This is a genomic window from Hydrotalea lipotrueae (assembly GCF_019249625.1).
GTDB classification, from domain to species: Bacteria; Bacteroidota; Bacteroidia; order Chitinophagales; family Chitinophagaceae; genus Hydrotalea; species Hydrotalea flava.
In genome coordinates this window covers 68,049-90,726 of the sequence record NZ_JAESDL010000008.1, presented here as the reverse complement: position 1 = coordinate 90,726, position 22,678 = coordinate 68,049, and the positions used below count along the sequence as shown (strand labels likewise).

The window sequence follows — 22,678 nt, the reverse complement described above, 5'->3', positions numbered from 1 at the left end:
TATGTAGAAAAATATTTTAATCAAATTCTAATCTCTCTTTGCAGCATTTTTGAATGTATTCTGTCCTTATATTTGACCATTGTTATAATTTAACAAATGCTTAATGGCATTTTTGAGGGTATAACAAGTCATTAACAAATTTTAGAAAATTAAAACGAAACACATGAGAAAATTGCTATCATTAGCTGTGGTGCTTTTGTTGGGTGTGTCAACTCTGTTTGCGCAGACACATTTGGTAAAAGGACGCATTTTGGATGGTGACGGAAAGCCTGTTGATGGGGCTACTGTCCGCGTTAAAAAAGGCAATGCCGCAACGGCAGCCGATGCGCAGGGTAATTTTAAAATTGAAGCCAAAGCAGGCGATGTGCTTGTCATTTCAGCCGTAAATTTTGGAACAAAAGAAGTTAAATTAGGCAATGAAACCGATGTGGCCGTTACATTGGCACGTCAAAGTTCTCAATTAGATGAAGTAGTAGTAACCGCAATGGGTATTAGACGGAGTAGAAATGCACTCCCTTATGCTGCCCAGGAAGTAGGCGGCGATGAGGTAAGCAAAACTCGTAATTCTAACTTTGTGGATGGCTTATCCGGTAAAGTTGCCGGTTTGCAAATTACACAACCCACTGCTTTAGGTGCCTCTACCAATGTGGTGTTAAGAGGTATTAAATCTATCTCTCAATCTAATCAGGCTTTATTTGTCGTAGATGGTGTTCCTTTTGATAATACATCTTCTGCTTCCGGCGGTCAAAGAGCCGGACGGGGTGGTTATGATTACGGTAGCAATGCCGCCGATTTAAACCCCGATGATATTGCCTCTATCTCGGTATTAAAAGGTGCTGCAGCTTCTGCCTTATATGGCTCCAGAGCAGCCAATGGTGTTATTTTAATTACCACAAAAAAAGCCAAAAGAGGCTTGGGTGTTACCGTAAATGCGGGTGTTAATGTAGGTTCTTACGATAAAAGCACTTTTGTGAAATACCAACACGAATATGGCGCTAACTATGGTTCAGGTCCTGAAATTGGTGGTGCATACCCTTACGGTTATGGTTCACCCGATGGGAACTTTTTATATGCACCTTTGCCGCAGTTTGGTCAGAATTCTCCACAACTGATCGTGCCCACAACTGAAGATGCCTCTTATGGTGCGAAATTTAATCCCAATTTATTGGTATACCAATGGGATGCATTTGCCAATTACCCCGGCAATCCGAATTATGGTAAACCAACACCATGGGTAGCTGCCAAGAATGACCCTTCTACCTTTTTTGTAAATCCGGTATCTTACAATACCAGTGTATATATTGATGGGGGTGGTGAAAACGGTTCTTTTAAATTAGGCTATACCCGTACCAGCGATAATGGTATTTTGCCCAATAGTAACATTACCAAAAACATGTTCAATTTTGGTGCAACCCATAACTTAACCAAAGATTTAACCGTGGGCGGTACCATCAACTATTCTGAAATCAGTGGGTTGGGCAGGTATGGTACAGGTTACACTTCAAACAACATCATGTCTAATTTTAGACAGTGGTGGGAAATGAATGTGGATATTAAGCAACAAAAAGCCGCTTACTTTAATTCAGGTGGTAAAAATGTTACCTGGAATATGACCGACCCTGTAAATGGCAATACTAACCCTATATATTGGGATAATGTATACTTTGTGCGCTATCAGAATTATGAACAAGATAGCCGGCAACGTGTATTTGGTAATGCTTATATCAACTATACACCTTCTAAGAGCATTACTTTATTGGGCAGGGTTTCCATGGATACTTATAATTCTTTACAGGAAGAAAGAGATGCCATTGGTTCAGTAAATGTGCCTTTCTATTCCAGAAACAACATCAACTACAAAGAAATTAACTACGATTTCTTAGCTACTTACAATAAAGATTTATCTACCAACTTTAACTTTAAGGCATTGGTGGGTGCCAACTTAAGGCAGGATACTTATTCCAGCATTTTTGCATCTACCAACGGCGGTTTAAATCTGCCGAACTTCTATGCTTTATCTAACTCAGTAAACCCCATTAATGCGCCTGTAGAGGCATTGTTGGAAAAAGAAGTAGGGGGTGTATTTGCCGGTGCAACATTAACCTATAAAGATATGTTGACTTTAGATGGTACAGTTCGTCGCGACCAATCTTCTACTTTACCTGCCGGTAACAATGCCTATACATATCCGGCCATTTCCGGTAGCTGGGCATTTTATAAAATGATTGACAATGCGCCATGGTTATCATTTGGTAAGGTTCGTTTAAACTATGCGGAAGTGGGTAATGATGCCCCTTATCATAGTGTATTGAATACATACACTATTAACTCTCCGTTTAACGGAAATGCATTGGTATCGCTACCTACAGTCAATAACAACCCCAATTTAAAACCGGAAAGAACCAAAAGTTTTGAAACCGGTTTGGAAATGGCGTTCTTTAAAAATCGGTTAGGTTTTGATTTCACTTATTTCACTTCTAAAACCTTCGATTTAATTACACAGGTTAATACTTCTGGTGCAACTGGCTATTTGAGTCAGTATGTAAATTTTGGTTCCATTCAAAACAATGGTATTGAATTGTCCATCAATGGTACCCCCATCAGAACACGTAATTTTTCATGGGATATCAATGTAAACTGGAGCAAAATCAATAACAAAGTATTGTCTCTCTTCAATAACCAGAAAAACCAGGTATTACAATCCTATCAGGGCGGAGTTTCTGTAAATGCAACCGTAGGTCAGCCTTTCGGAACCATTCAGGGAAATGACTTTGTGTATACCAACGGACAAAGAACCGTTGGTAGCAATGGTTATTATTTAAAGGATAATAAAACAACTGATATTATTGGTAATGCTACACCTAATTGGACCGGTGGTATCAACAACAGCTTCCATTACAAATCATTTACCTTAAGTTTCCTGATTGATATGCGCCAAGGGGGTAGTGTATTCTCATTAGATACCTATTATGGTTTTGCAACCGGCCTCTATGATATAACTGCAGGCTTAAACGATTTGGGTAATCCTTCCCGTAATTCCTTAGCCAACGGTGGTGGTATTATTTTAAAAGGAGTAACTGCCGATGGTAAACCCAATACAAAAAGGGTTGATAATAGTGGAAATGGGTATGGATTATATGGATACTACCGAAATCCTGCCAGAGCCTTTGTTTATGATGCCAGCTTTGTTAAATTAAGAGAACTGAATATTTCTTATTCATTACCTCAAAAAGCTGTTGAAAAAATGAAGCCCATTAAAGGAATTGATTTTGCTATTGTGGGAAGAAATTTATGGATTATCAGCAAAAATGTTCCTTATGCCGATCCTGAAGATGGTTTGGGTGCAGGCAATGCACAAGGCTATCAGAGTGGTTCATATCCTGCTGTACGCAATATCGGCTTCAATGTTAAATTCAAATTCTAAAATCAGGTATTATGAAAAAATTAATATTTTATAGCGTCCTATCGGTATTTGCGTTGGCATCCTGTCAAAAAAACATGATCAATCTGAATATCGATACCAAGAATCCCTCTTCTGCTCCTTCTTATGCGTTGTTTACCAACGGACAGAAAAATTTGGTGGATTACATTACTACACCTAATGTAAACTCGAATATTTTTCAATTGGTAGCTCAATACTGGACAGAAGCTACTTATACCGATGAGAGTAACTACAATTTGGGAAACAGAAATATTCCACAAAACTTTTGGAATAACCTGTATGTAGGTGCATTGAATAATTTTCAACAAGCCAAACTGTTAATTCCTACTGATGTTACTGATCCGGCTGTTGTTAAAAACGAGCTGGAAATTACCGACATTATGGAAGTGTATACGTATTATTATTTGGTAAATACATTTGGTAATATACCTTACACACAGGCCAATAATATCAACAAATATCCTTTCCCGGCTTATGATGATGCTAAAACCGTTTATTACGATTTATTAAAAAGGTTGGATACCTGTATTAATGGATTAAATACCAGTGCACCTAGTTTTGGTACTGCCGATTTAATATATGGTGGCAATGTGGCTAAATGGAAAACCTTTGCCAACTCTCTAAAATTAAAAATGGCGATGCTGATTGCAGATTCTGACCCTGCAACGGCTAAAACCAAAGTAAATGAAGCCATTGCCGGCGGTGTATTCCAATCTAATGCCGATAATGCAGTATTTGTATATACTGGTATTACACCCAATGCGAATCCGGTTTGGGTAAACCTGATACAAAGCAACAGAAAGGATTATGTGATTACCAAAACGTTACTGAGCCCAATGGTGGCATTAAATGACCCTCGCCGTTCTGCCTATTATACCAACCAGTATAGTGGTAGTGATGTAGGCGGTACCGTTGGTGTAACCAATACATGGAACAACTTTTCCAATCCCTATTTCAGCCCTTTAACCGGCACAATTGTAGATCCTGCTGCTCCCTCTGTATTATTAGATTATGCAGAAATTTCTTTCCTGCATGCAGAGGCTGTTGAAAGAAATTTTATTGCAGGCAGTGCTGCAACTTTTTATAACAATGGTGTTACCGCTTCTATTGAAGCATGGGGTGGTTCTGCAGCCGATGCTGCTACTTATTTGGCACAGCCTTCCGTTGCTTATGCTACAGCACCGGGCGGATTGGGTGCCGGCGCTATTGGTAGTACCGGAACCAATACTTCTTCTGTTCATTGGAAACAAGCCATTGGATTACAGCAATACATTGCTTATTATATGAGAGGTTTTGATGCCTGGACATCCATCCGCAGATTGTATTACCCTGCAATGGCAGTTCCGGGTAATCCGCAGTCTGCATTTCCATGGCGTTATACTTATCCTGCCAATGAAGCAACAGCCAATGGCCCCAGCTATACGGCAGCTATAAGTGCAATGGGTGGCGATGATGTTACCATTAAATTATTCTGGATGCAATAAACATTTGTTTGTTGTGTATTAAATACTTCAACTAAAAGGCGGCAGAGCAATATTTCTGTCGCTTTTTTATGTTTAGGAATGAATAGCTTGCCCTATCTTCGAACAAAATTTAAATTACATGCAACAAGTGCCCAATAACCAGTTAAATATTGAAATTTCTGAAGAAGTAGCCGAAGGCGTATATGCCAACTTAGCCATCATTACCCATAGCCATGCTGAGTTTGTGGTAGATTTTGTGAATGTAATGCCGGGCACACCAAAAAGTAAAGTAAAAAGCAGAATTGTTTTAACACCCATGCATGCCAAGCGTTTCATGAAAGCATTAACCGAAAATATTCAACGTTACGAGGCTGCCAATGGCCCTATTCAGGATATGGAACAGGTTGAAATTCCACTCAACTTTGGGGGGCCTACTGCACAGGCATAAATAGGTGTTTGGAACATATAATATATAGTATATTAATATATTATGTGTTTTCATTATAATAGTCCCTCATCAGCAAAGCTGAAATAACCTTCATGGCTTACAATAATATGGTCTAATACCACCATGTCAATTAATAAAGCAGCCTGCTTTATTTTTTGGGTTAGTTCTTTGTCTGCAGGACTGGGTTTTAAATTACCACTGGGGTGGTTATGCGATAAAATCATTGAACTGGCATTACATTCTAAGGCCTTTCTTAAAATAATTCTCGGATCGGCTATTGTACCCGTAATGCCTCCGGTGCTAATTACTTCATGCCGTATTATTTTGTTGGCACGGTTTAAATAAATAGCCACAAACATTTCAATTGGTTTGTGTTGCAATTGTGCCCTTAAATAATCGGCGGCATCTTTACTGGTAATAACACATGCTTTCTTTTGTTGAAAAGTATGGGTTCTAATTCCTAACTCTAATGCGGCAACAATGGTTACTGCTTTTGCAGGCCCTATTCCTTTAATTTTTAATTGGAGTATTTCAGGTACACTCATCCCCGCTAATCGGGTTAAATTATTGTTTACTGCATGCAACAAAGTTTTGGCTAATTCCAATGCAGATGTATTGGCAGTTCCATTATTCATTAAAATAGCCAGTAGCTCTGCATTACTTAATGCACCGCATCCTTTCAATAACATTTTTTCTCTGGGGCGGTCATCTACAGCCCATTGTTTAATACTGGTTTGTGCCATAAGCAGTTGATATGAATGAAGATGATTTTTTATGTATTATAAAAATAAACTTTGTTCACAAAATGCGGAAATCCTGTTTTCTCATTTCCTCGTTGAATGGTTATCTTCGCAACTCATTCCAGTTATTATGAATCCTTCAGTTAAAGTTTTTGCCGGTGCCGGTTCGCAAAAATTAGCAGAAAAAATTGCACAACGATTTGGCGCTCCGCTTGGGAAAGTAAATATTCAAAAATTCAGCGATGGCGAAATGCAGCCGGTTTTTTTAGAAAGTATTCGTGGTGATTATGTTTTTTTAGTACAAAGCACTTTTGCCCCGGCTGATAATTTAATGGAATTGTTATTGATGATTGATGCGGCCAAAAGAGCCAGCGCCTATAAAATTATTGCCGTTATTCCCTATTATGGTTATGCCCGCCAGGATCGAAAAGACCGCCCAAGGGTGGCCATTGGCAGCAAATTAGTAGCCAGTTTGTTAGAAGCAGCCGGTGCCAACCGTATTATTACCATGGATTTACATGCACCGCAAATTCAGGCTTTCTTTGAAATACCGGTAGATCATTTAGACAGTTCCGCTATTTTTATTCCATACATAGAACAATTGAAATTAGACAACCTCACCTTCGCATCGCCCGATGTGGGCAGTAGTAACCGCGTTCGCGAAATTGCCAGTTATTTTAATGCAGAAATGGTTATTTGCGATAAACACCGAAAACGTGCCAACGAAATTGCCAGCATGGTAGTAATTGGCGATGTTACCGGAAAAGATATTATTTTAATTGATGATATTTGCGATACAGGCAGTACATTAGCAAAAGCCGCTGCCCTGCTTAAAGAAAAAGGCGCTACCAGTGTGCGTGCCTTATGTACCCATCCGGTTTTAAGTGGTAATGCCTACCAAAATATTGAAAACAGTGAACTGGAAGAATTGGTGGTTTGCGATACCATTCCTTTAGCTAATCCCAATACCAAAAAAATAAAAGTACTTTCTGTAGCCGATTTATTTGCCATTGCTATTAGAAATGCTTACGAAAACAAAAGCATTACCAGCCTTTTCATTCATTCGCAACTAAGAAATACCAGAGTTTAAAGACTATTTAAGTGCCAGAAAAATATAGAAAGCACCGGTAAACGATAAATTTTATTGGCTGGTGCTTTTTTTAGGTGCATTCCCTTACCTTTGCCATCCAAAAAATTATCTCACAATAACTACAATACCCAATAAAAAAAAGTAAGTAGTTATTAAAACAAAAACAACAATGAAAACGATTACAATCGATGGACAACTGAGGACCGAAACCGGGAAAAAAGCCACCCGACAAATTCGCTCTCAGGAAATGGTGCCAGGTGTAATTTACGGTGGCGAAAAAGAAATTAATTTTGCTGCGCCTGTAAAGGCCTTTAAAGATCTGGTGTACACAGCAGAATTTCAGATTGCTGAAGTTAAAGTTGACGGTAAAACCTACCGTTGTATTTTAAAAGATTTGCAGTTTGACAGGGTGAATGATTCATTGGATCATATTGATTTATTAGAACTGCAGGATAACAAAAAAGTAATTGCAACCTTACCCCTTCATTTTACCGGTACTTCTATCGGTGTAAAAGGTGGAGGGAAATTAGTGATTAAAATGAAGGCATTGAAAGTAAAAACTTTACCTAAATACCTGCGTGAATTTATTGAAGTAGATATTAGCAATCTGGAACTAAACGGTAATATCCGCGTTGAAGATGTAAAGGCGGAGCACATGGAAATTTTAAACTCTCCACGTATTCCTATTGCATCTGTTGTTATGACACGCCAGTTAAAACAGGAAGAAGCAGCAGCTCCTGCCAAGAAATAAGGTTCAAATTCAACCCAAATATATCCTCCGGTGTTTGCCGGGGGATTTTTTTTGACCTCAAATTAGCCACGCTCTCAATATATTTACAGCCATAAATGCTTTTGTATAACTGTTTTTGCTTATAACCTTGTGGTACTATATTTCAGTTAGGTCATTGCTAAATGAATACTTACATGAAAAAATATTTAATTGTAGGATTGGGGAATATAGGTCCGGAATACATGCATACCCGCCACAATATTGGCTTTGATGTGGTGGATGCTTTTGTATTAAAACATGGTGGCTTTTTTATGCCCGACCGCCTGGCTTTTAAGGCCGAAGTAAAATGGAAAGGGCATCAGTTTATTTGTATTAAACCCACCACGTTTATGAATTTAAGTGGAAAAGCCTTTAAATACTGGCTCGATAAAACAGCCATACCCTTAGAACAAACCTTAACCATTGTAGATGATCTGGCTTTGCCCATAGAAGTACTCCGTTTACGTGCTTCCGGTAGCCCGGCCGGCCATAACGGGTTAAAAGATATTCAATTAACAATTGGTACCGACCAATACCCCAAATTACGCTTTGGTATTGGCAATAACTATCCCAAAGGCATGCAGGCCGAATTTGTTTTAAGCAAATGGCTCCCCAATGAACAACCCATCGTTCGGCAAAAAATTGAAAAATGTGTAGATATCATTGAACAATTCGCTGCTGTGGGTATAGAAAAAACAATGAATATGGCTAACAGCTATAAGTTTATCCCCTAATCTTATCATTTTTGAGCCAATATGAAAAACTTTACTTCGATTTAAGTAAATTCGCGATATTGATTAGATAAGTGGCAAAGGGTATATTACATAGTAACCCTAAATTAACAGGAGTATGAAAATTTTTTGTGTTGGAAGAAATTATGCAGAACACGCAAAAGAATTGGGAAATGCCATTCCGGAAGAGCCGGTTATTTTCATGAAGCCTAAATCGGCTTTACAAAAAACCAATGTTCCTTTTTATTATCCTGAATTTACCAACGAATTACATTACGAAGCCGAATTAGTTTTCCAAATCTGTAAAAACGGTAAATATGTTAAACAAAAAGATGCACAGCATTTTTACAATAAAATAACTGTTGGTATTGATTTTACAGCCCGTGATATTCAAAATGAATTAAAGAAAAAAGGTCTGCCCTGGGAGAAGGCTAAGGCTTGGGATCAATCGGCCGTAGTGGGCAAATGGATGCCTGTTGAAAAAGATATGATGAAGAAATCGATTGAATTTTCGCTCTTCAAAAACAATGAACAGGTTCAATTGGGCAATACTTCACAAATGATTTATTCGGTAGATTATCTAATTGCACATATTTCCAATTATTTTTCACTCAATATTGGCGATTTAATTTTTACCGGTACCCCTGCCGGTGTGGGTGAATGTGTGGTGGGCGATGAATTAACCGGATTTCTGGGTAAAGAAAAAATGTTTGAATTAACCATTAAATAATTACCGCTACTGCTGGTAACGGTAGGAAAAATATGCTAACGACTGATTTGCTTTTGCGTGCTTATCGCATCATGTTTACCGCCCGCTCCATGGCAGCCCTTTACGAAGAAAACCGAACCATTACCAAATATGTACATTCTACCTCAGCAGGCCATGAAGCCATTCAGATAGCCGCCGGATTACAATTATTACATACCGATTGGCTCAGTCCCTATTATAGAGATGATAGTTTAATGATGGCAGCAGGGTTTGAACCTGAACAATTGATGTTACAATTATTGGCCAAAGCCACCGACCCATTTTCGGGTGGGCGTTCTTATTACTGCCATCCCAACAGCCGCGATGCCGATAAACCCAAAATAATGCACCAAAGCAGTGCTACCGGCATGCAGGCCATTCCGGCTACCGGCATTGCACAAGCCATTCAATACCAATTACAACAAGGTTTATTGCCCCAAAACCTTAACCCATTGCCGGTAGTATTGTGTTCGTTGGGCGATGGTAGCGTTACCGAAGGTGAAGTAAGTGAAGCCTGGCAATTTGCCGTTTTAAAACAATTACCCATTATTTATTTGGTGCAGGATAACGGCTGGAGCATTAGCGCTGCCACAACCGAAGTGCGTGCCATGAATGCTTTTGAGTATGCCGATGGATTTAAAGGATTGCATAAACTGCAATGTAACGGTGCCCAGTTTGTGCAAAGTTACCAAACCATGCAACAGGCATTTGCTTATGCCAGAACCGAGCGTAAACCCGTTTTGGTACATGCCACTGTACCTTTATTAGGACACCACACTAGCGGGGTGCGGCGTGAATTTTATCGTAGTAAAGAAAATCTGCAACAGCATAGTGAAAATGATCCCATTCCGCAGCTGCGGCAAACTTTACTGGAAGCGGGTATTACCGAAACAATTATTCTGGAAATAGAAGCTACTGCCCGGCAAATGGCAGATGGGGCATTTGAAAAAGCAGTGGCCGCTCCTGAACCGAATACGGCCACAGTAACCGAACATGTATTTGCACCTGCTGCTATTACTGAAGAAAAGGGAGATCGAAGCCCCAAAACGGCTGAAAAAGTGTTGATGGTAGATGCGGCCTTACATGCCATTGAAGAAATTTTAGCTGCCCACCCTGAGGCCTTATTGTACGGGCAGGATGTAGGCAGGCGTTTGGGAGGTGTGTTTAGAGAAGCAGCTACTTTAGCCGAAAAATTTGGCGATAATCGGGTATTTAATACGGCCATTCAGGAGGCTTATATTGTGGGTTCTACAGCGGGCATGTCGGCTGCCGGTTTAAAACCAATTGTAGAGGTGCAATTTGCCGATTATATTTATCCGGGCTTTAATCAGTTGGTTACTGAAATTGCCAAATCCTGCTACCTCAGTAATGGCAAATTCCCGGTACAAATGGTGTTGCGCATACCCACTGGTGCTTATGGGGGTGGTGGCCCCTATCACAGCGGCAGTATTGAAAGTACGCTATTGTCTATCAAGGGAATAAAAGTAGTATATCCCTCTAATGCAGCAGACATGAAGGGATTAATGAAAGCTGCTTTTTACGACCCCAATCCCGTAATTATGTTAGAACATAAAGGGTTGTATTGGAGCAAAGTGCCCGGTACTGATGGTGCCAAAATGCCCGAACCGGCTGCCGATTACATTTTGCCATTGGGTAAAGCTGCAAGGATTTTAGAAGCTTCCCCACAGCACATTAAGCAAGGCACTTCCATTTGCATTATTACGTATGGCATGGGTGTATATTGGGCCAAGCAGGCAGCACATCCATTTCCCGGTCAGGTTGAAATTGTTGATTTGCGCACCCTGTTTCCATTAGATGAAACTTGCATTAAAGAAACCGTTACCCGCCATGGTAAAGTATTGGTTCTTACGGAAGAACAACAAAATAATTCATTTGCAGAAGCATTAGCATACAGAATTTCCCATTGTTGTTACCAGTTTTTAGATGCCCCGGTTGAAGTAATGGGTGCGTTAAATACCCCTGCTGTACCCATTCATGTAGCATTAGAAGCTGCCATGTTACCGGCAATTACAGAAATAGAAAAACGAATAGCGAAACTTTTAGCTTACTAAACTTTGCCAAACCATTCTATATACTATATTTGCAGCCCGAAATGGCGAGGTAGCTCAGTTGGTTAGAGCGCAGGATTCATAACCCTGAGGTGATGGGTTCAATTCCCATCCTCGCTACAAAAAAAGAGGCCGGTGTTGTTATTGCCGTCCTCTTTGCTATTTTGCAGGGGATTAATATTTAATAATTTGTTGCACGGTTCTTTTCTTATTGCCTTCATATAAAATAACCAGATAAGTACCTGCGGCCCAGTGTGTAGTATTAATTATTGGTTGAAGGGTATTGGGGCGTAGGGAATGTATTAACCTGCCATCTAAATTAGTAATGGTAATAAAGGCATTAGCTAAATCAGTGGTATCGGGTAGTTGAATAGTGAGTGAAGCCCTAAGGGGATTAGGAAACACTCGCACATTGTTGTTGGTATAAGCCTTGGTTTCTGCAAGAGGTTGACCAATAACCGGGCCTGTACTTAAATATCCTTTGCCACCCCCACTGCCGCAGTTAGCAGCAATAGGCCCAATGGTGAAGGAAGTAGTAGCACTGGGTGCTGAAGTACCACATTGATTGGTAGCTTGTACACTTAAATAATCATAGTAGGTATTACCCGGTGTGCTTTGGTTAGGTATGGGTTGTATTTTAAAATAGTTACCATAATAACCGGGATTATTTTGTATTACTTGACCAAAGTTAAAACTCCAGATAAAACCGGTAGAGTTAGGTGGGTTATTACAATAAGCTTCTGCAAAAGAGCCGCACCTGTTATCATAATTTAAATTGGTTATAGTAGGTGGTGTTCCTGTACCAATGGTAATGGTAGCCGTAACTGGATAAGTAAAAGTGCACTGTTGTACAGTAGCAGTTAAAACCACATCTCCATTAAAGCCATTGCTATTGGCGGTAACATTAATGGTGTTGGTATTATTAGGGCCATTAATTTGTGCAAGGGTAGTATTATCTATTTGCCAAAGTACGGTGGCACCGGGCGGTATTCCATTAATGGTATATGCACCAGTAGTAGCATTACATAAGTTAAATGAATTACCTGTTATGCTTAAAGTAGGAGCAGGGCGGGAAATGCTAATTTGGGCAGGAATATAACCATTTGCTAAATTAATGCCACAATCATTTGAAGGTCTAACTTGGATGCTACCATTTATTCCATTTGAAAAATCGGAAGTAACCGTTACATTATTTCCTGCTTTAATCCAGCTTGTACCATCTGAAGTGCTATTACCAATTGACCAGTTTTTCGGTAGCAAATATTCGTATGTTGTAATAGCCCCAAAACAATATGCCGGGTTTTCTCCATAAGTACTCCATTGTATATTTTGGAAATTAATGGGTATGTTAACAATCTGACATCTGGGAACAGTAACCGATGCAATATTGAGTTGTAATGGCTTACAAGTAGTAGAAGGTGTGATGTTGTAAAATAATGACTTTATTTTTTTGAATGAAAACGAATATGATCTAATGGTATCAGGATTAGTTTGGTACCTTACATTAAATACTTGATTAATGTTTACATCACGAAATCTACCAACAAATGTACATGTAGTTTGTGTTGGGGTATTAACAATAGAACTGGGTAAAATTCCGGTTATTACAATTGGGCCATTTGTAGAAGAAGCGACAGATGGAACAGTATTATCTAAAATTCTTGGTAGTGTTACTGTAAAAGTAATATCCTGTAATGGACAGAATTCAGTATCTTCTGCAGGGGAAATAATTTGCGAAAAAGCACATTGAGCAGAAAAAATTAAAGCAATAATGATGAATGAATTTTTCATAATGATATTTTTATTTTTTTAAATGAATCTGAAAGCCTACACTTATTTGAAAGCCTTTAGTAATAGCATTAATGCCACCAACATCAGTTTGCATTTCCTTACTATAATTATATCCGAGTAGCATTTCTAACCCAACCACAGAATTAAAATAAATAACAGGACCTGCTAAAGCAGAAAAAGTGGTTAAATTGCCTGTAGCTATGCCGCCAAAAACCCCGTACTGATAGCTAATTGCAGTTACAATATTAAATGGGTTGGCAGCATTTAAAATATAATATCTGGCAAATGGCCCAATTCGATATCGTTGGACATTTGTAGACATTCCACCAGTACTTGTCACTTTACCTTTTACTGATGAAAAGGTAGGTAGTACACCTACTGCAAATTTGTCCAAGATAAAAATACCAATATATGGTGTTAAACTAATGTTGGTATATTTACTATCAGTACTATAGTTGGGTCCGCTATTTAGAGCTGTATAATTATAATAGCTACCACTACCCCCCACCAGCCAGGTGCCTTGTTCTAATTGGGCATGTGCGGTTAGGGTGCAACAGAGTAGTAATAAAAAGCTGAAAAAAAGTTTCATAAAAAGTAATGATTTTGGTGAAAAAAATGAATAGTGATTCGTTGTTATTTAAACAAAAGGGGGTGCAGCACCGGCGGGCTGCGAGGTATGGCAGGAATATTGGTAAACAGGGTAAGCATAACAGCAAAAATGTTATGCCATAAAAATATACGAAAATTTTCATTTAAAATAACGTATTTCTACGTAGTGAAATCACCTATTATGATAATGTATTAACTTGAGTAAAATACTGAGCGATAAATGTTAAGAGTAGAAGTATTGGTTTGTTGAAGTGCATACAATGAAGTTAAAGTGAAAATAAAAGTGGCTATTATAAATAAAGTTCAATTCCCATCCTCGCTACTTAAAAAAGAGGCCAACGTTTTTACACGTGGCCTCTTTTCTGTTTAATGAATTCCGTATTTTATTGAATAAAATGGTACATCTGCTTCATTCATTTATTCATATTTCAGTACTTGTTGTACAGCTATTTTTTTAGTACCCTCATAAATGGTAACAAGGTAGATACCTGCCGCCCAATGTGTAGTGGAAATAAGCGGGCTAAGGCTATTGGGATGCAGGGTAATTATCCGCCTGCCATCTAAATTGGTAATGGTAATAAAGGTGTTCGATAAGTGAATACTATCGGGCAGTTGAATAGAGAGAGAAGCCTTAACAGGATTAGGAAACACTCGCACATTGTTGTTGGTGTAAGCCTTGGTTTCTGCAAGAGGTTGACCAATAACCGGGGCTGTACTTAAATATCCTTTGCCACCGCCACTGCCGCAGTTAGCTGCTATAGGCCCAACAGTAAAAGAAGAGGTAGCACTGGCTGCCGATACGCCACAATTATTAGTGGCCTGTACACTTAAATAATCATAATAGGTATTACCCGGTGTGCTTTGGTTAGGTATGGGTTGTATTTTAAAATAGTTACCATAATAACCGGGATTGTTTTGAATAATCTGTCCAAAATTAAAGCTCCAAATAAATCCGGTAGAGTTAGGTGGATTATTACAATAAGCTTCTGCAAAAGAGCCGCACCTGTTATCATAATTTAAATTGGTTATAGTAGGTGGTGTTCCTGTACCAATGGTAATGGTAGCCGTAACTGGATAAGTAAAAGTGCACTGTTGTACAGTAGCAGTTAAAACCACATCTCCATTAAAGCCATTGCTATTGGCGGTAACATTAATGGTGTTGGTATTATTAGGGCCATTAATTTGTGCAAGGGTAGTATTATCTATTTGCCAAAGTACGGTGGCACCGGGCGGTATTCCATTAATGGTATATGCACCAGTAGTAGCATTACATAAGTTAAATGAATTACCTGTAATGCTTAAAGTAGGAGCAGGGCGGGAAACCTTTATTAAACCTATATCGGAATTATGCCCTTTGATCAGATTAGCACCACAGGGATTTACTGCTCTTATTTGGATATAAGTATTATCTCCATTCGACAAATCACTGGTAACAGATACATTATTTTTACCGGGTAACCAGTTTGTACCCGTAGCAGTTTGCCCATTCAGCATCCATCCCTTTGGTAAAAGATATTCATAATCGGTAATGGTTCCATAGGCAATAGGGGTGGATAAGGCAGAATTGGAAAATTGTACATTATTAAAATAAATATTAAAATTCTGGCTCTGGCAACGTGGTGCAGTTATACTAGCAGGATTTGGCTTAACCTGAGAATACAGAGGGGAAGGAATATTGAGTGACTTAATTTTAGTAAATGTGAAATCATGAAATGAATTTACTCCATTTATATCTGTATAATTAACAGTAAAGGTTTGATTATCATTGACATCAACGAAACTACCATCAAATTTAAAAGTATAAATTCCACTACTTGAGGAAATGTCATATACATTATTTACAACTATTGGGTTAACATTCAAAGCTTTTGCCTGAACGTTTTGAATACTTTTAGCTTGAATGCTTACAGTAAAAGTAATTGTTGTGCCTGGACATTGTTCAGTAGAAATATCTGGTGCGATTTGAAAACTTTAAGATAAACAGTATTGTGATAGATAGATAAAACTGCATGCAAGAATAACTTTTTTCATAATTAATTTTTTTATTTGAATAAATGAATTTGGAAACCAAGGCTAAATTGATACCCTCTTTTATTATAAATATTATCACTTTGAAAGTGTATTATTTCTTTTTGTTGATAATAACCAAATAAAAACTCTAATGCAACGCTTGAATTTAAAAATAAAGATGGTCCAATTAAGGCACTAAAAGTTTGATTTTCACCCTTAACAGGTGTAGACCAATATAATCCATACTGATAGCTAATTTCTGTCAATATATTATAGGATTTTTCTGCATTTAATAAATAATATCTAATAAATGGGCCTAACATTATTCGATTGTCATTTGATTGCCCACTACCAGGGGCGTATGCTACATTTTTATATTTAGTAAATTCAGGTTTTAGTCCGATTACAACTTTACTTTTAATAAAATAACCAATATCTGATGATATGATAATATTAAGATTATCAGTTGATTGTGTTGTATTCAGATTTGTATACTGTGATTTGTATGACATAAAACTGCCACTACCCCCCACCAGCCAGGTGCCTTGTTCTAATTGGGCATGTGCGGTTAGGGTGCAACAGAGTAGTAATAAAAAGCTGAAAAAAAGTTTCATAAAAAGTAATGATTTTGGTGAAAAAAATGAATAGTGATTCGTTGTTATTTAAACAAAAGGGGGTGCAGCACCGGCGGGCTGCGAGGTATGGCAGGAATATTGGTAAACAGGGTAAGCATAACAGCAAAAATGTTATGCCATAAAAATATACGGAAATTTTCATTTAAAATAACGTATTTCTACGTAGTGAAATAAATTATTTATTAAATATGTTTTCATCACTTTTGTTACCATTGGGCTTTTAAATGCCCCCTTTGGGTACCTATTTGATAGCCTCTGATAACGCTTTCATGGAAAATAATTAGCTGTCATTTTTGCAGTTTTACACCCCGCAAACAGGGTATTTGCAGGCAAATTGGTTCGAGACTTGTTCGAGGCATGTTCGACTTAACAGCGGTGAAAACCGAACTTGCATCGAATATGCCTAAATGTCATTTGCAACGAGCAATTGGTTGATTCGTTGTAGTTTTTAAACCGGTTTTTTGCTTAGCGTAAAGGGTAGTTGAATGGCCATGCGTTTGTATGGAGATTTTGGTTGAAGTAAGTGTGTTATGTGTTTGAATGTACCTTGAAATGGCAAAAGCACTTTGCTTTGTTGTAAAATTTTTAGGTAAGCTAATACCTGCAGGGTGGCATCGGGATAAATCGCGGTAATTATAATCTGAAACTTACTTTATTGCTATTAATATACATAAAATTAATTTATATTTTAAACTCATTCTGTTATAATTTATTACCTTCCAACCAAACGATGGCGATATGGAAAAATTTATTCTGGCTTTTGATGCAGGTACTACCAGCAGCAGAGCCATTATTTTCAATAAAAAAGGCAATATAGTTTCTCTTGCTCAGAAAGAGTTTACCCAGCATTTCCCCCAACCCGGTTGGGTAGAACATGATGCCAATGAAATTTGGAGTACACAAATGAGTGTAGCTGCTGAAGCAGTGATTAAAGCAAAAATTACCATGCAACAAATTGCTGCTATTGGCATTACCAACCAGCGTGAAACTACCGTAGTATGGGATAAACGTACCGGCGAACCCATCTGCCACGCCATTGTGTGGCAAGACCGGCGTACCGCTGCTTACTGCGACCAACTGCGAAAAGAAGGCATGGCACCAACCATTCAACAAAAAACCGGGTTGGTAATTGATGCCTATTTTTCTGCTACTAAATTAAAATGGATTTTGGATGAAGTGCCCGGCGCCAGAGCAAAAGCAGAAAAAGGCCAATTGTGTTTTGGCACTATTGATTGCTGGTTATTGTGGAAGTTAACCAACGGTAAGGTGTTTGTTACCGATGTAAGTAATGCCTCACGTACCATGTTATTCAATATACATACCCTGCAATGGGATGAAGATTTACTGCAATTAATGAACATACCCCTGCAAATTTTACCGCAGGTAAAAAGTAGCAGCGAAGTGTATGGTGTTACGCATGCTATTTTAACCAATGCAGCTTCACCGGTAGCCGGTATGGCAGGTGATCAGCAAGCGGCTTTATTCGGGCAAATGTGTACCGAGCCGGGTATGGTTAAAAACACTTATGGTACCGGTTGTTTTATGTTAATGCAAACCGGTGAAAAAATTGTACACTCACAACACAACCTGTTAACAACCATTGCTTGGCAAATTGATGATAAAACAGAATATGCTTTGGAAGGAAGCGTATTTATGGCCGGAGCTACCGTACAATGGTTGCGTGATGGGTTGGGACTGATTAGGCATGCTGCCGATATTGAAGTATTGGCTTTACATGTAAAAAACACAGAGGGGGTATATATAGTGCCTGCTTTTGCAGGACTGGGTGCACCGTATTGGAACCAGGAAGCCAAGGGTATGTTAACCGGTTTAACCAGGGGTACAACCGCAGCACACATAGCCCGTGCCGTTATTGAAAGTATTGCTTACCAAACTGTAGATGTGCTAAAAGCCATGGAGGCTGATAGTGATATTGCCATTCATGAGCTAAGGGTAGATGGCGGCGCTACTGCCAATGCTTTATTAATGCAGTTTCAAAGCAATGTATTGGGTTGTAATGTAGTGAAGCCTGCCATTACAGAAACAACTGCATTAGGAGCAGCTTATCTGGCCGGTCTTGCTGTGGGCTTTTACAGTAGTAGAGATGAAATAGCTGCCTTATGGCAAATGGAGCAAACCTTTGAACCGCAGGCAACACCCCAAGAAACCCAACAGCTTGTGGCAGGATGGCATCGTGCAGTCAATGCTGCTATTCATTGGGCTAACGATAAATAGTTTTTATTTTTTTAATATTTTAAGTGTCAGGCTATCATGAAAAGAGAAAAGATGATTCAAAATATCCGTGATACACCACATTGGGATGTTATAATTATTGGAGGCGGCGCTACCGGATTAGGTACAGCTTTGGATGCTGCCACCAGAGGTTACAGCACCTTGTTGGTTGAACAATTGGATTTTGCGAAAGGCACATCCAGTCGCTCTACCAAATTGGTACATGGCGGGGTGCGCTATCTGGCTCAAGGCAACTTAAGTTTGGTGATGCATGCCTTAAAAGAAAGAGGCCGTTTGTTGCGGAATGCACCGCATTTGGCACATGCCCAGCAATTTATTGTACCGGTATATTCATTTTGGACAAAATGGTTCTATTTTTTAGGCCTGGCGTTTTACGATTTTTTATCGATAGGATGGGGTATAGGCAGAACCCGTTTACTATCTAAAAAGAAAACCATTGCTGCATTGCCCCTTATTAAAACAGGGAATTTAAAGGGCGGTATTCAGTATACAGATGGACAATTTGATGACAGCCGTTTGTGTATTGATTTAGCAGCAACGGCACACCGCTATGGTGCCACAGTTTTAAATTATGCTGCTGCAGCTTCATTTACAAAAAACGAAGGCGGCCAATTAACAGGAGTTGTAATTCAGGATCACATCAACGGCGAAAAATATACCGTAACTGCCAATGCTATTATTAATGCCACAGGTGTATTTGCCCATTCAGTAATGGAAATGGATGACCCGGAAATGCCCGATTCCATTGCTCCTTCACAGGGTGTTCATTTGGTCATTGATATGGAAAAATTTCAGTCAACGCAGGCACTGATGGTGCCTAAAACCACCGATGGGCGGGTATTATTTGCCGTTCCCTGGCACCACAAAGTAATAGTGGGTACTACCGATACACCGGTTGAACAAATTAGTACAGAACCCAAACCATTGGAAGAAGAAATTCAGTTTATTATTGACAATTATAATATTTATGCAAGCAAGCCCATTTCAATGAGTGATGTTAAAAGCGTGTACGTTGGTTTACGGCCTTTGGTTCGGAAAAAGGGAGCAGGGAAAAATACTTCCATGATATCGAGAGATCATACCATTATGGTATCGGCTTCCGGATTAATTACCATTACCGGCGGTAAATGGACAACCTATCGCCGTATGGCTGCCGATGTGTTAAACCATGCCATTCAATTGCATCTACTCCCTAAAAAAAAGGCCGTAACAGCCACCCTGCCCATTGGTAAATGGGGTTGGCCCATCAATTTTTCAACCCACTGGCATCTGTATGGCACCAATGCCCGCCTTATTCAGGATATTATGAAAGAAAATAAAGATTGGGCAACAACCATTCATCCTGATTATCCTTATACCCAGGCAGAGGTAATATGGTTTGTGCGTCATGAAATGGCACAAACGGTGGAAGATGTGTTGGCTCGAAGAATACGCTTGTTGTTATTAGATGCGCATGCAGCCCTGGAGGCTGCTCCAGCTGTGGCTTATTTAATGCAACAGGAGCTATCTCACAGTGAAGAGTGGAAAGCAGCACAAATATTGCATTTTTCAAATTTGGCAAAACAATATATCTTGTAATGAGTTCTTGCTTTTTTATTTTTTTGTAAACAAAACAAATTACATTCAAACAAAACAATCCGGCACATGGTCATGCATCAATTACTGGGCGAATATTTGGGTACCGTTTTATTAATTTTATTGGGCAATGGGGTAGTAGCCAATGTTCATTTAAAACATACTTATGCCCATGGTGGTGGTTGGATAGTGATTACCTTTGGTTGGGCTATGGCGGTTTTTGTAGGTGTTTTTGTGTCATCCAAAGCAAGCGGCGGACATTTAAATCCTGCTTTTACTATTGCATTAGCTGCCATTGGTAAATTTAGCTGGCGGTTGGTGCCGGGTTATATTGCTGCGCAAATTTTAGGTGCCATGACGGGTGCATTGCTGGTATGGCTTACTTTTTACAAACACTATGCTTTGCAAAATGATGCAAGTACAATTAAAGCAACTTTTTGTACCGAACCTGCCATCAGAAAATTTGGATGGAACATACTTACAGAAATGATTGGTGCTTTTGTGTTGGTGTTCAGTGTATTCAAAATGTCTTCTCCTGCACAAAGCCTTGGTACGTTAGATGCATTACCGGTGGCATTCGTAGTGCTGGCCATTGGTTTAAGTTTAGGGGGTGTTACAGGCTATGCCATCAATCCGGCCCGCGATTTAGGCCCACGTATTATACATTCGTTATTGCCAATTCCCGGAAAAGGTACTACCGACTGGCAATATAGCTGGGTGCCCATTGTTGGGCCAATTATTGGTGGATTGTTGGCTGCATTTGTTTTTCAGATGACTACTTAAAATTTACTTAAAGCGCCATATACTAAGTGGAAAATATGCTGTATTATCAAAAAATAAATATATTTTTATTACATGGATAATGTAATGGACCTGCAAAATAAAGCCGCAACCATACAATGTTGGGTAGCACAATATACCGATACACTTTTTCAGTGGGCCTGGCACAAAACCTCTGATAAAGTACTGGCCGAAGATTTGGTGCAGGATACTTTTTTATCGGCAGTAGAATCATTCCATACATTTCAGGGCAAAAGCCAACCCAAAACCTGGTTGTTTAGTATTCTTAACTTTAAAATTGCCAATCATTTCCGTAAATGTTTTAAAATGCCGGAAGTATCGTGGCAGGATGAATTGTTGCAGCATGGCGATGATTTGATTGAAAGTTTTTTTGATGAAAATGGCCATTGGCGCATGAACAAAATACCTAAAGATAATTGGCAGGATGCCGATTTGCATTTGTTAGATAATCCAGAATTTGCAACAGTGCTGAACAATTGTATGGATAAATTGCCCAAACACTGGTTTTCGGCTTTGCATTTAAAATATTTAGAGGCAAAAAGTGGAGAGGAAATTTGTCAGGAATTGCAGATTTCTACTACTAATTTTTGGCAAATAATACACAGGGCTAAATTACAGTTGCGAAAATGTTTAGATGTACATTGGTTTAAATAATCAGTACCTTCTTATAAAAAATGTAATTAATTTAATTGTTTGAATCACATGCAGTAAAAATAAATTTATGAAGCGGAAGGTAATGCGGTCATTGATGATTTCCTGTTTAAAAGCAACGGAATTGATTGAAAAAAAATCTTTGATGCCCCTGTTATGGATAGAAAAAATAAAATTAAAAGTACATTTAAGTCTTTGCGACCTCTGTGTACATTACGAACACCAAAGCAAAGTGATTGATGATTGGATGAAAACGGAGAAAACAGATATAAACATCCCTGTATCTGATACGAATACTTTGCAGCAACGTATACTAAAATCACTTCCATCTCAAGAATAACCCATTATTTTCTGTTGTAAGTTTCATTTTTTTTACCTGCATAGCGAATACGTTAGCCGTCTTACATTTTCTTTTATCCTTCTGCAGTTTTTTGCTATTGAATGCAATGGTTAAAAAAATATTTTTCTCTTTTGTCAGGATATGAATGGTTGTGCGACTATTGGGTATAATTATTCATTAAACATTTTAAAAAAGCACAAAATGGAAAACAAAAAAAGTATCCTTGCCGGTTCAATTTTAGCCGGAGCATTATTAGCAGTAGCCGGAATCAATGCCAATGCATCCAGCCTGATTCGTTACAATCATGTAACTTCTGCAGATGAAGTAATTGCCGGTCTGCACACAAAAAATGTTAGTAATAACAATTTTGAATTAAAATGTGGCGCAACAAAAAAATCAGACACCACTAAAACCAAGAAAAAAGGAAAAGATGGTAAATGTGGCGAAGGCAAATGCGGCAGTACCAAAAAATCAGGTAATTAAAATTATGTTTTACTAAAGCAGGTAACGCTA

19 protein-coding genes and 1 tRNA gene are annotated in these 22,678 nt (G+C 38.7%); 15 read left to right on the top strand and 5 right to left on the bottom strand.

The window, feature by feature from the left end:
- Positions 1 to 163 precede the first annotated feature (163 nt).
- From JK139_RS06890 to JK139_RS06880, 3 genes are all read left to right on the top strand, one after another.
- Positions 164 to 3,424 (top strand): SusC/RagA family TonB-linked outer membrane protein, encoded by a 3,261-nt coding sequence (locus JK139_RS06890; RefSeq protein WP_074420091.1) that lies wholly within the window; start codon positions 164 to 166, stop codon positions 3,422 to 3,424.
- Positions 3,425 to 3,435: 11 nt separating this feature from the next.
- The gene (locus tag JK139_RS06885) at positions 3,436 to 4,926 is read left to right on the top strand and encodes a SusD/RagB family nutrient-binding outer membrane lipoprotein (RefSeq protein ID WP_074420092.1); all 1,491 of its coding nucleotides are present in this window, start codon (positions 3,436 to 3,438) and stop codon (positions 4,924 to 4,926) included.
- Between the two features lie 118 nt (positions 4,927 to 5,044).
- Complete coding sequence (locus tag JK139_RS06880; RefSeq protein ID WP_074420093.1) at positions 5,045 to 5,353, top strand: DUF3467 domain-containing protein; 309 nt, start codon at positions 5,045 to 5,047, stop codon at positions 5,351 to 5,353.
- Between the two features lie 53 nt (positions 5,354 to 5,406).
- Here JK139_RS06880 and radC read toward each other — a convergent pair whose 3' ends face one another.
- Complete coding sequence (radC, locus tag JK139_RS06875) at positions 5,407 to 6,096, bottom strand: RadC family protein (RefSeq protein ID WP_074420094.1); 690 nt, start codon at positions 6,094 to 6,096, stop codon at positions 5,407 to 5,409.
- A 127-nt stretch (positions 6,097 to 6,223) separates the two neighbouring features.
- Here radC and JK139_RS06870 point away from each other — a divergent pair, with 127 nt between their 5' ends.
- The 6 genes from JK139_RS06870 (at position 6,224) to JK139_RS06845 (ending at position 11,620) form a co-directional block, all read left to right on the top strand.
- Positions 6,224 to 7,183 (top strand): ribose-phosphate pyrophosphokinase, encoded by a 960-nt coding sequence (locus JK139_RS06870; RefSeq protein WP_218330904.1) that lies wholly within the window; start codon positions 6,224 to 6,226, stop codon positions 7,181 to 7,183.
- A 169-nt stretch (positions 7,184 to 7,352) separates the two neighbouring features.
- Positions 7,353 to 7,934, top strand: a complete 582-nt coding sequence (locus JK139_RS06865; protein ID WP_218330903.1) for a 50S ribosomal protein L25 — start codon at positions 7,353 to 7,355, stop codon at positions 7,932 to 7,934.
- 173 nt (positions 7,935 to 8,107) lie between these two features.
- The gene (pth, locus tag JK139_RS06860; RefSeq protein WP_075051654.1) at positions 8,108 to 8,686 is read left to right on the top strand and encodes an aminoacyl-tRNA hydrolase; all 579 of its coding nucleotides are present in this window, start codon (positions 8,108 to 8,110) and stop codon (positions 8,684 to 8,686) included.
- A gap of 115 nt (positions 8,687 to 8,801) precedes the next feature.
- Positions 8,802 to 9,413 (top strand): fumarylacetoacetate hydrolase family protein, encoded by a 612-nt coding sequence (locus JK139_RS06855; RefSeq protein WP_075051643.1) that lies wholly within the window; start codon positions 8,802 to 8,804, stop codon positions 9,411 to 9,413.
- Between the two features lie 32 nt (positions 9,414 to 9,445).
- The gene (locus tag JK139_RS06850) at positions 9,446 to 11,503 is read left to right on the top strand and encodes an alpha-ketoacid dehydrogenase subunit alpha/beta (protein WP_218330902.1); all 2,058 of its coding nucleotides are present in this window, start codon (positions 9,446 to 9,448) and stop codon (positions 11,501 to 11,503) included.
- 43 nt (positions 11,504 to 11,546) lie between these two features.
- Positions 11,547 to 11,620 (top strand) — tRNA-Met (locus JK139_RS06845).
- Positions 11,621 to 11,674: 54 nt separating this feature from the next.
- On the opposite strand, the gene JK139_RS06840 is transcribed toward JK139_RS06845, so the two are convergent.
- The 4 genes from JK139_RS06840 to JK139_RS06825 form a co-directional block, all read right to left on the bottom strand.
- The gene (locus tag JK139_RS06840; RefSeq protein ID WP_218330901.1) at positions 11,675 to 13,291 is read right to left on the bottom strand and encodes a T9SS type A sorting domain-containing protein; all 1,617 of its coding nucleotides are present in this window, start codon (positions 13,289 to 13,291) and stop codon (positions 11,675 to 11,677) included.
- Between the two features lie 10 nt (positions 13,292 to 13,301).
- On the bottom strand, positions 13,302 to 13,880 hold the full coding sequence (locus JK139_RS06835; protein WP_218330900.1) for a hypothetical protein: 579 nt from the start codon (positions 13,878 to 13,880) through the stop codon (positions 13,302 to 13,304).
- Positions 13,881 to 14,317: 437 nt separating this feature from the next.
- Entirely contained in the window at positions 14,318 to 15,763 is a 1,446-nt protein-coding gene (locus JK139_RS06830) for a T9SS type A sorting domain-containing protein (RefSeq protein ID WP_218330899.1), read from the bottom strand.
- A 179-nt stretch (positions 15,764 to 15,942) separates the two neighbouring features.
- A complete protein-coding gene (locus JK139_RS06825) occupies positions 15,943 to 16,524 on the bottom strand; it encodes a hypothetical protein (RefSeq protein ID WP_218330898.1) in 582 nt (193 codons plus the stop codon).
- Positions 16,525 to 17,283: 759 nt separating this feature from the next.
- On the opposite strand from JK139_RS06825, the gene glpK reads away from it, so the two are divergent.
- The 6 genes from glpK (at position 17,284) to JK139_RS06795 (ending at position 22,648) form a co-directional block, all read left to right on the top strand.
- A complete protein-coding gene (gene glpK / locus JK139_RS06820; RefSeq protein WP_074421112.1) occupies positions 17,284 to 18,780 on the top strand; it encodes a glycerol kinase GlpK in 1,497 nt (498 codons plus the stop codon).
- Between the two features lie 36 nt (positions 18,781 to 18,816).
- On the top strand, positions 18,817 to 20,376 hold the full coding sequence (locus tag JK139_RS06815) for a glycerol-3-phosphate dehydrogenase/oxidase (RefSeq protein ID WP_218330897.1): 1,560 nt from the start codon (positions 18,817 to 18,819) through the stop codon (positions 20,374 to 20,376).
- A gap of 66 nt (positions 20,377 to 20,442) precedes the next feature.
- Positions 20,443 to 21,156, top strand: coding sequence for an MIP/aquaporin family protein (locus JK139_RS06810; protein ID WP_287100995.1), 714 nt, complete (start codon positions 20,443 to 20,445; stop codon positions 21,154 to 21,156).
- Between the two features lie 72 nt (positions 21,157 to 21,228).
- Positions 21,229 to 21,828, top strand: a complete 600-nt coding sequence (locus JK139_RS06805) for a sigma-70 family RNA polymerase sigma factor (RefSeq protein ID WP_218330896.1) — start codon at positions 21,229 to 21,231, stop codon at positions 21,826 to 21,828.
- Positions 21,829 to 21,895: 67 nt separating this feature from the next.
- Positions 21,896 to 22,165, top strand: coding sequence for a hypothetical protein (locus tag JK139_RS06800; RefSeq protein WP_074421115.1), 270 nt, complete (start codon positions 21,896 to 21,898; stop codon positions 22,163 to 22,165).
- A 201-nt stretch (positions 22,166 to 22,366) separates the two neighbouring features.
- Entirely contained in the window at positions 22,367 to 22,648 is a 282-nt protein-coding gene (locus tag JK139_RS06795) for a hypothetical protein (RefSeq protein WP_143439274.1), read from the top strand.
- Positions 22,649 to 22,678: the final 30 nt, after the last annotated feature.

What these genes read in the sequence shown, in the direction of transcription:
- JK139_RS06890 (WP_074420091.1), top strand. Translation starts at nt 164, where the DNA reads ATGAGAAAATTGCTATCATTAGCTGTGGTGCTTTTGTTGGGTGTGTCA.
- JK139_RS06885 (WP_074420092.1), top strand. Translation starts at nt 3,436, where the DNA reads ATGAAAAAATTAATATTTTATAGCGTCCTATCGGTATTTGCGTTGGCA.
- pth (WP_075051654.1), top strand. Translation starts at nt 8,108, where the DNA reads ATGAAAAAATATTTAATTGTAGGATTGGGGAATATAGGTCCGGAATAC.
- JK139_RS06835 (WP_218330900.1), bottom strand. Translation starts at nt 13,880, where the DNA reads ATGAAACTTTTTTTCAGCTTTTTATTACTACTCTGTTGCACCCTAACC.
- radC (WP_074420094.1), bottom strand. Translation starts at nt 6,096, where the DNA reads ATGGCACAAACCAGTATTAAACAATGGGCTGTAGATGACCGCCCCAGA.
- JK139_RS06850 (WP_218330902.1), top strand. Translation starts at nt 9,446, where the DNA reads ATGCTAACGACTGATTTGCTTTTGCGTGCTTATCGCATCATGTTTACC.
- JK139_RS06815 (WP_218330897.1), top strand. Translation starts at nt 18,817, where the DNA reads ATGAAAAGAGAAAAGATGATTCAAAATATCCGTGATACACCACATTGG.
- JK139_RS06840 (WP_218330901.1), bottom strand. Translation starts at nt 13,291, where the DNA reads ATGAAAAATTCATTCATCATTATTGCTTTAATTTTTTCTGCTCAATGT.
- glpK (WP_074421112.1), top strand. Translation starts at nt 17,284, where the DNA reads ATGGAAAAATTTATTCTGGCTTTTGATGCAGGTACTACCAGCAGCAGA.
- JK139_RS06800 (WP_074421115.1), top strand. Translation starts at nt 21,896, where the DNA reads ATGAAGCGGAAGGTAATGCGGTCATTGATGATTTCCTGTTTAAAAGCA.
- JK139_RS06805 (WP_218330896.1), top strand. Translation starts at nt 21,229, where the DNA reads ATGGATAATGTAATGGACCTGCAAAATAAAGCCGCAACCATACAATGT.
- JK139_RS06855 (WP_075051643.1), top strand. Translation starts at nt 8,802, where the DNA reads ATGAAAATTTTTTGTGTTGGAAGAAATTATGCAGAACACGCAAAAGAA.
- JK139_RS06795 (WP_143439274.1), top strand. Translation starts at nt 22,367, where the DNA reads ATGGAAAACAAAAAAAGTATCCTTGCCGGTTCAATTTTAGCCGGAGCA.
- JK139_RS06825 (WP_218330898.1), bottom strand. Translation starts at nt 16,524, where the DNA reads ATGAAACTTTTTTTCAGCTTTTTATTACTACTCTGTTGCACCCTAACC.
- JK139_RS06865 (WP_218330903.1), top strand. Translation starts at nt 7,353, where the DNA reads ATGAAAACGATTACAATCGATGGACAACTGAGGACCGAAACCGGGAAA.
- JK139_RS06810 (WP_287100995.1), top strand. Translation starts at nt 20,443, where the DNA reads ATGGTCATGCATCAATTACTGGGCGAATATTTGGGTACCGTTTTATTA.
- JK139_RS06870 (WP_218330904.1), top strand. Translation starts at nt 6,224, where the DNA reads ATGAATCCTTCAGTTAAAGTTTTTGCCGGTGCCGGTTCGCAAAAATTA.
- JK139_RS06880 (WP_074420093.1), top strand. Translation starts at nt 5,045, where the DNA reads ATGCAACAAGTGCCCAATAACCAGTTAAATATTGAAATTTCTGAAGAA.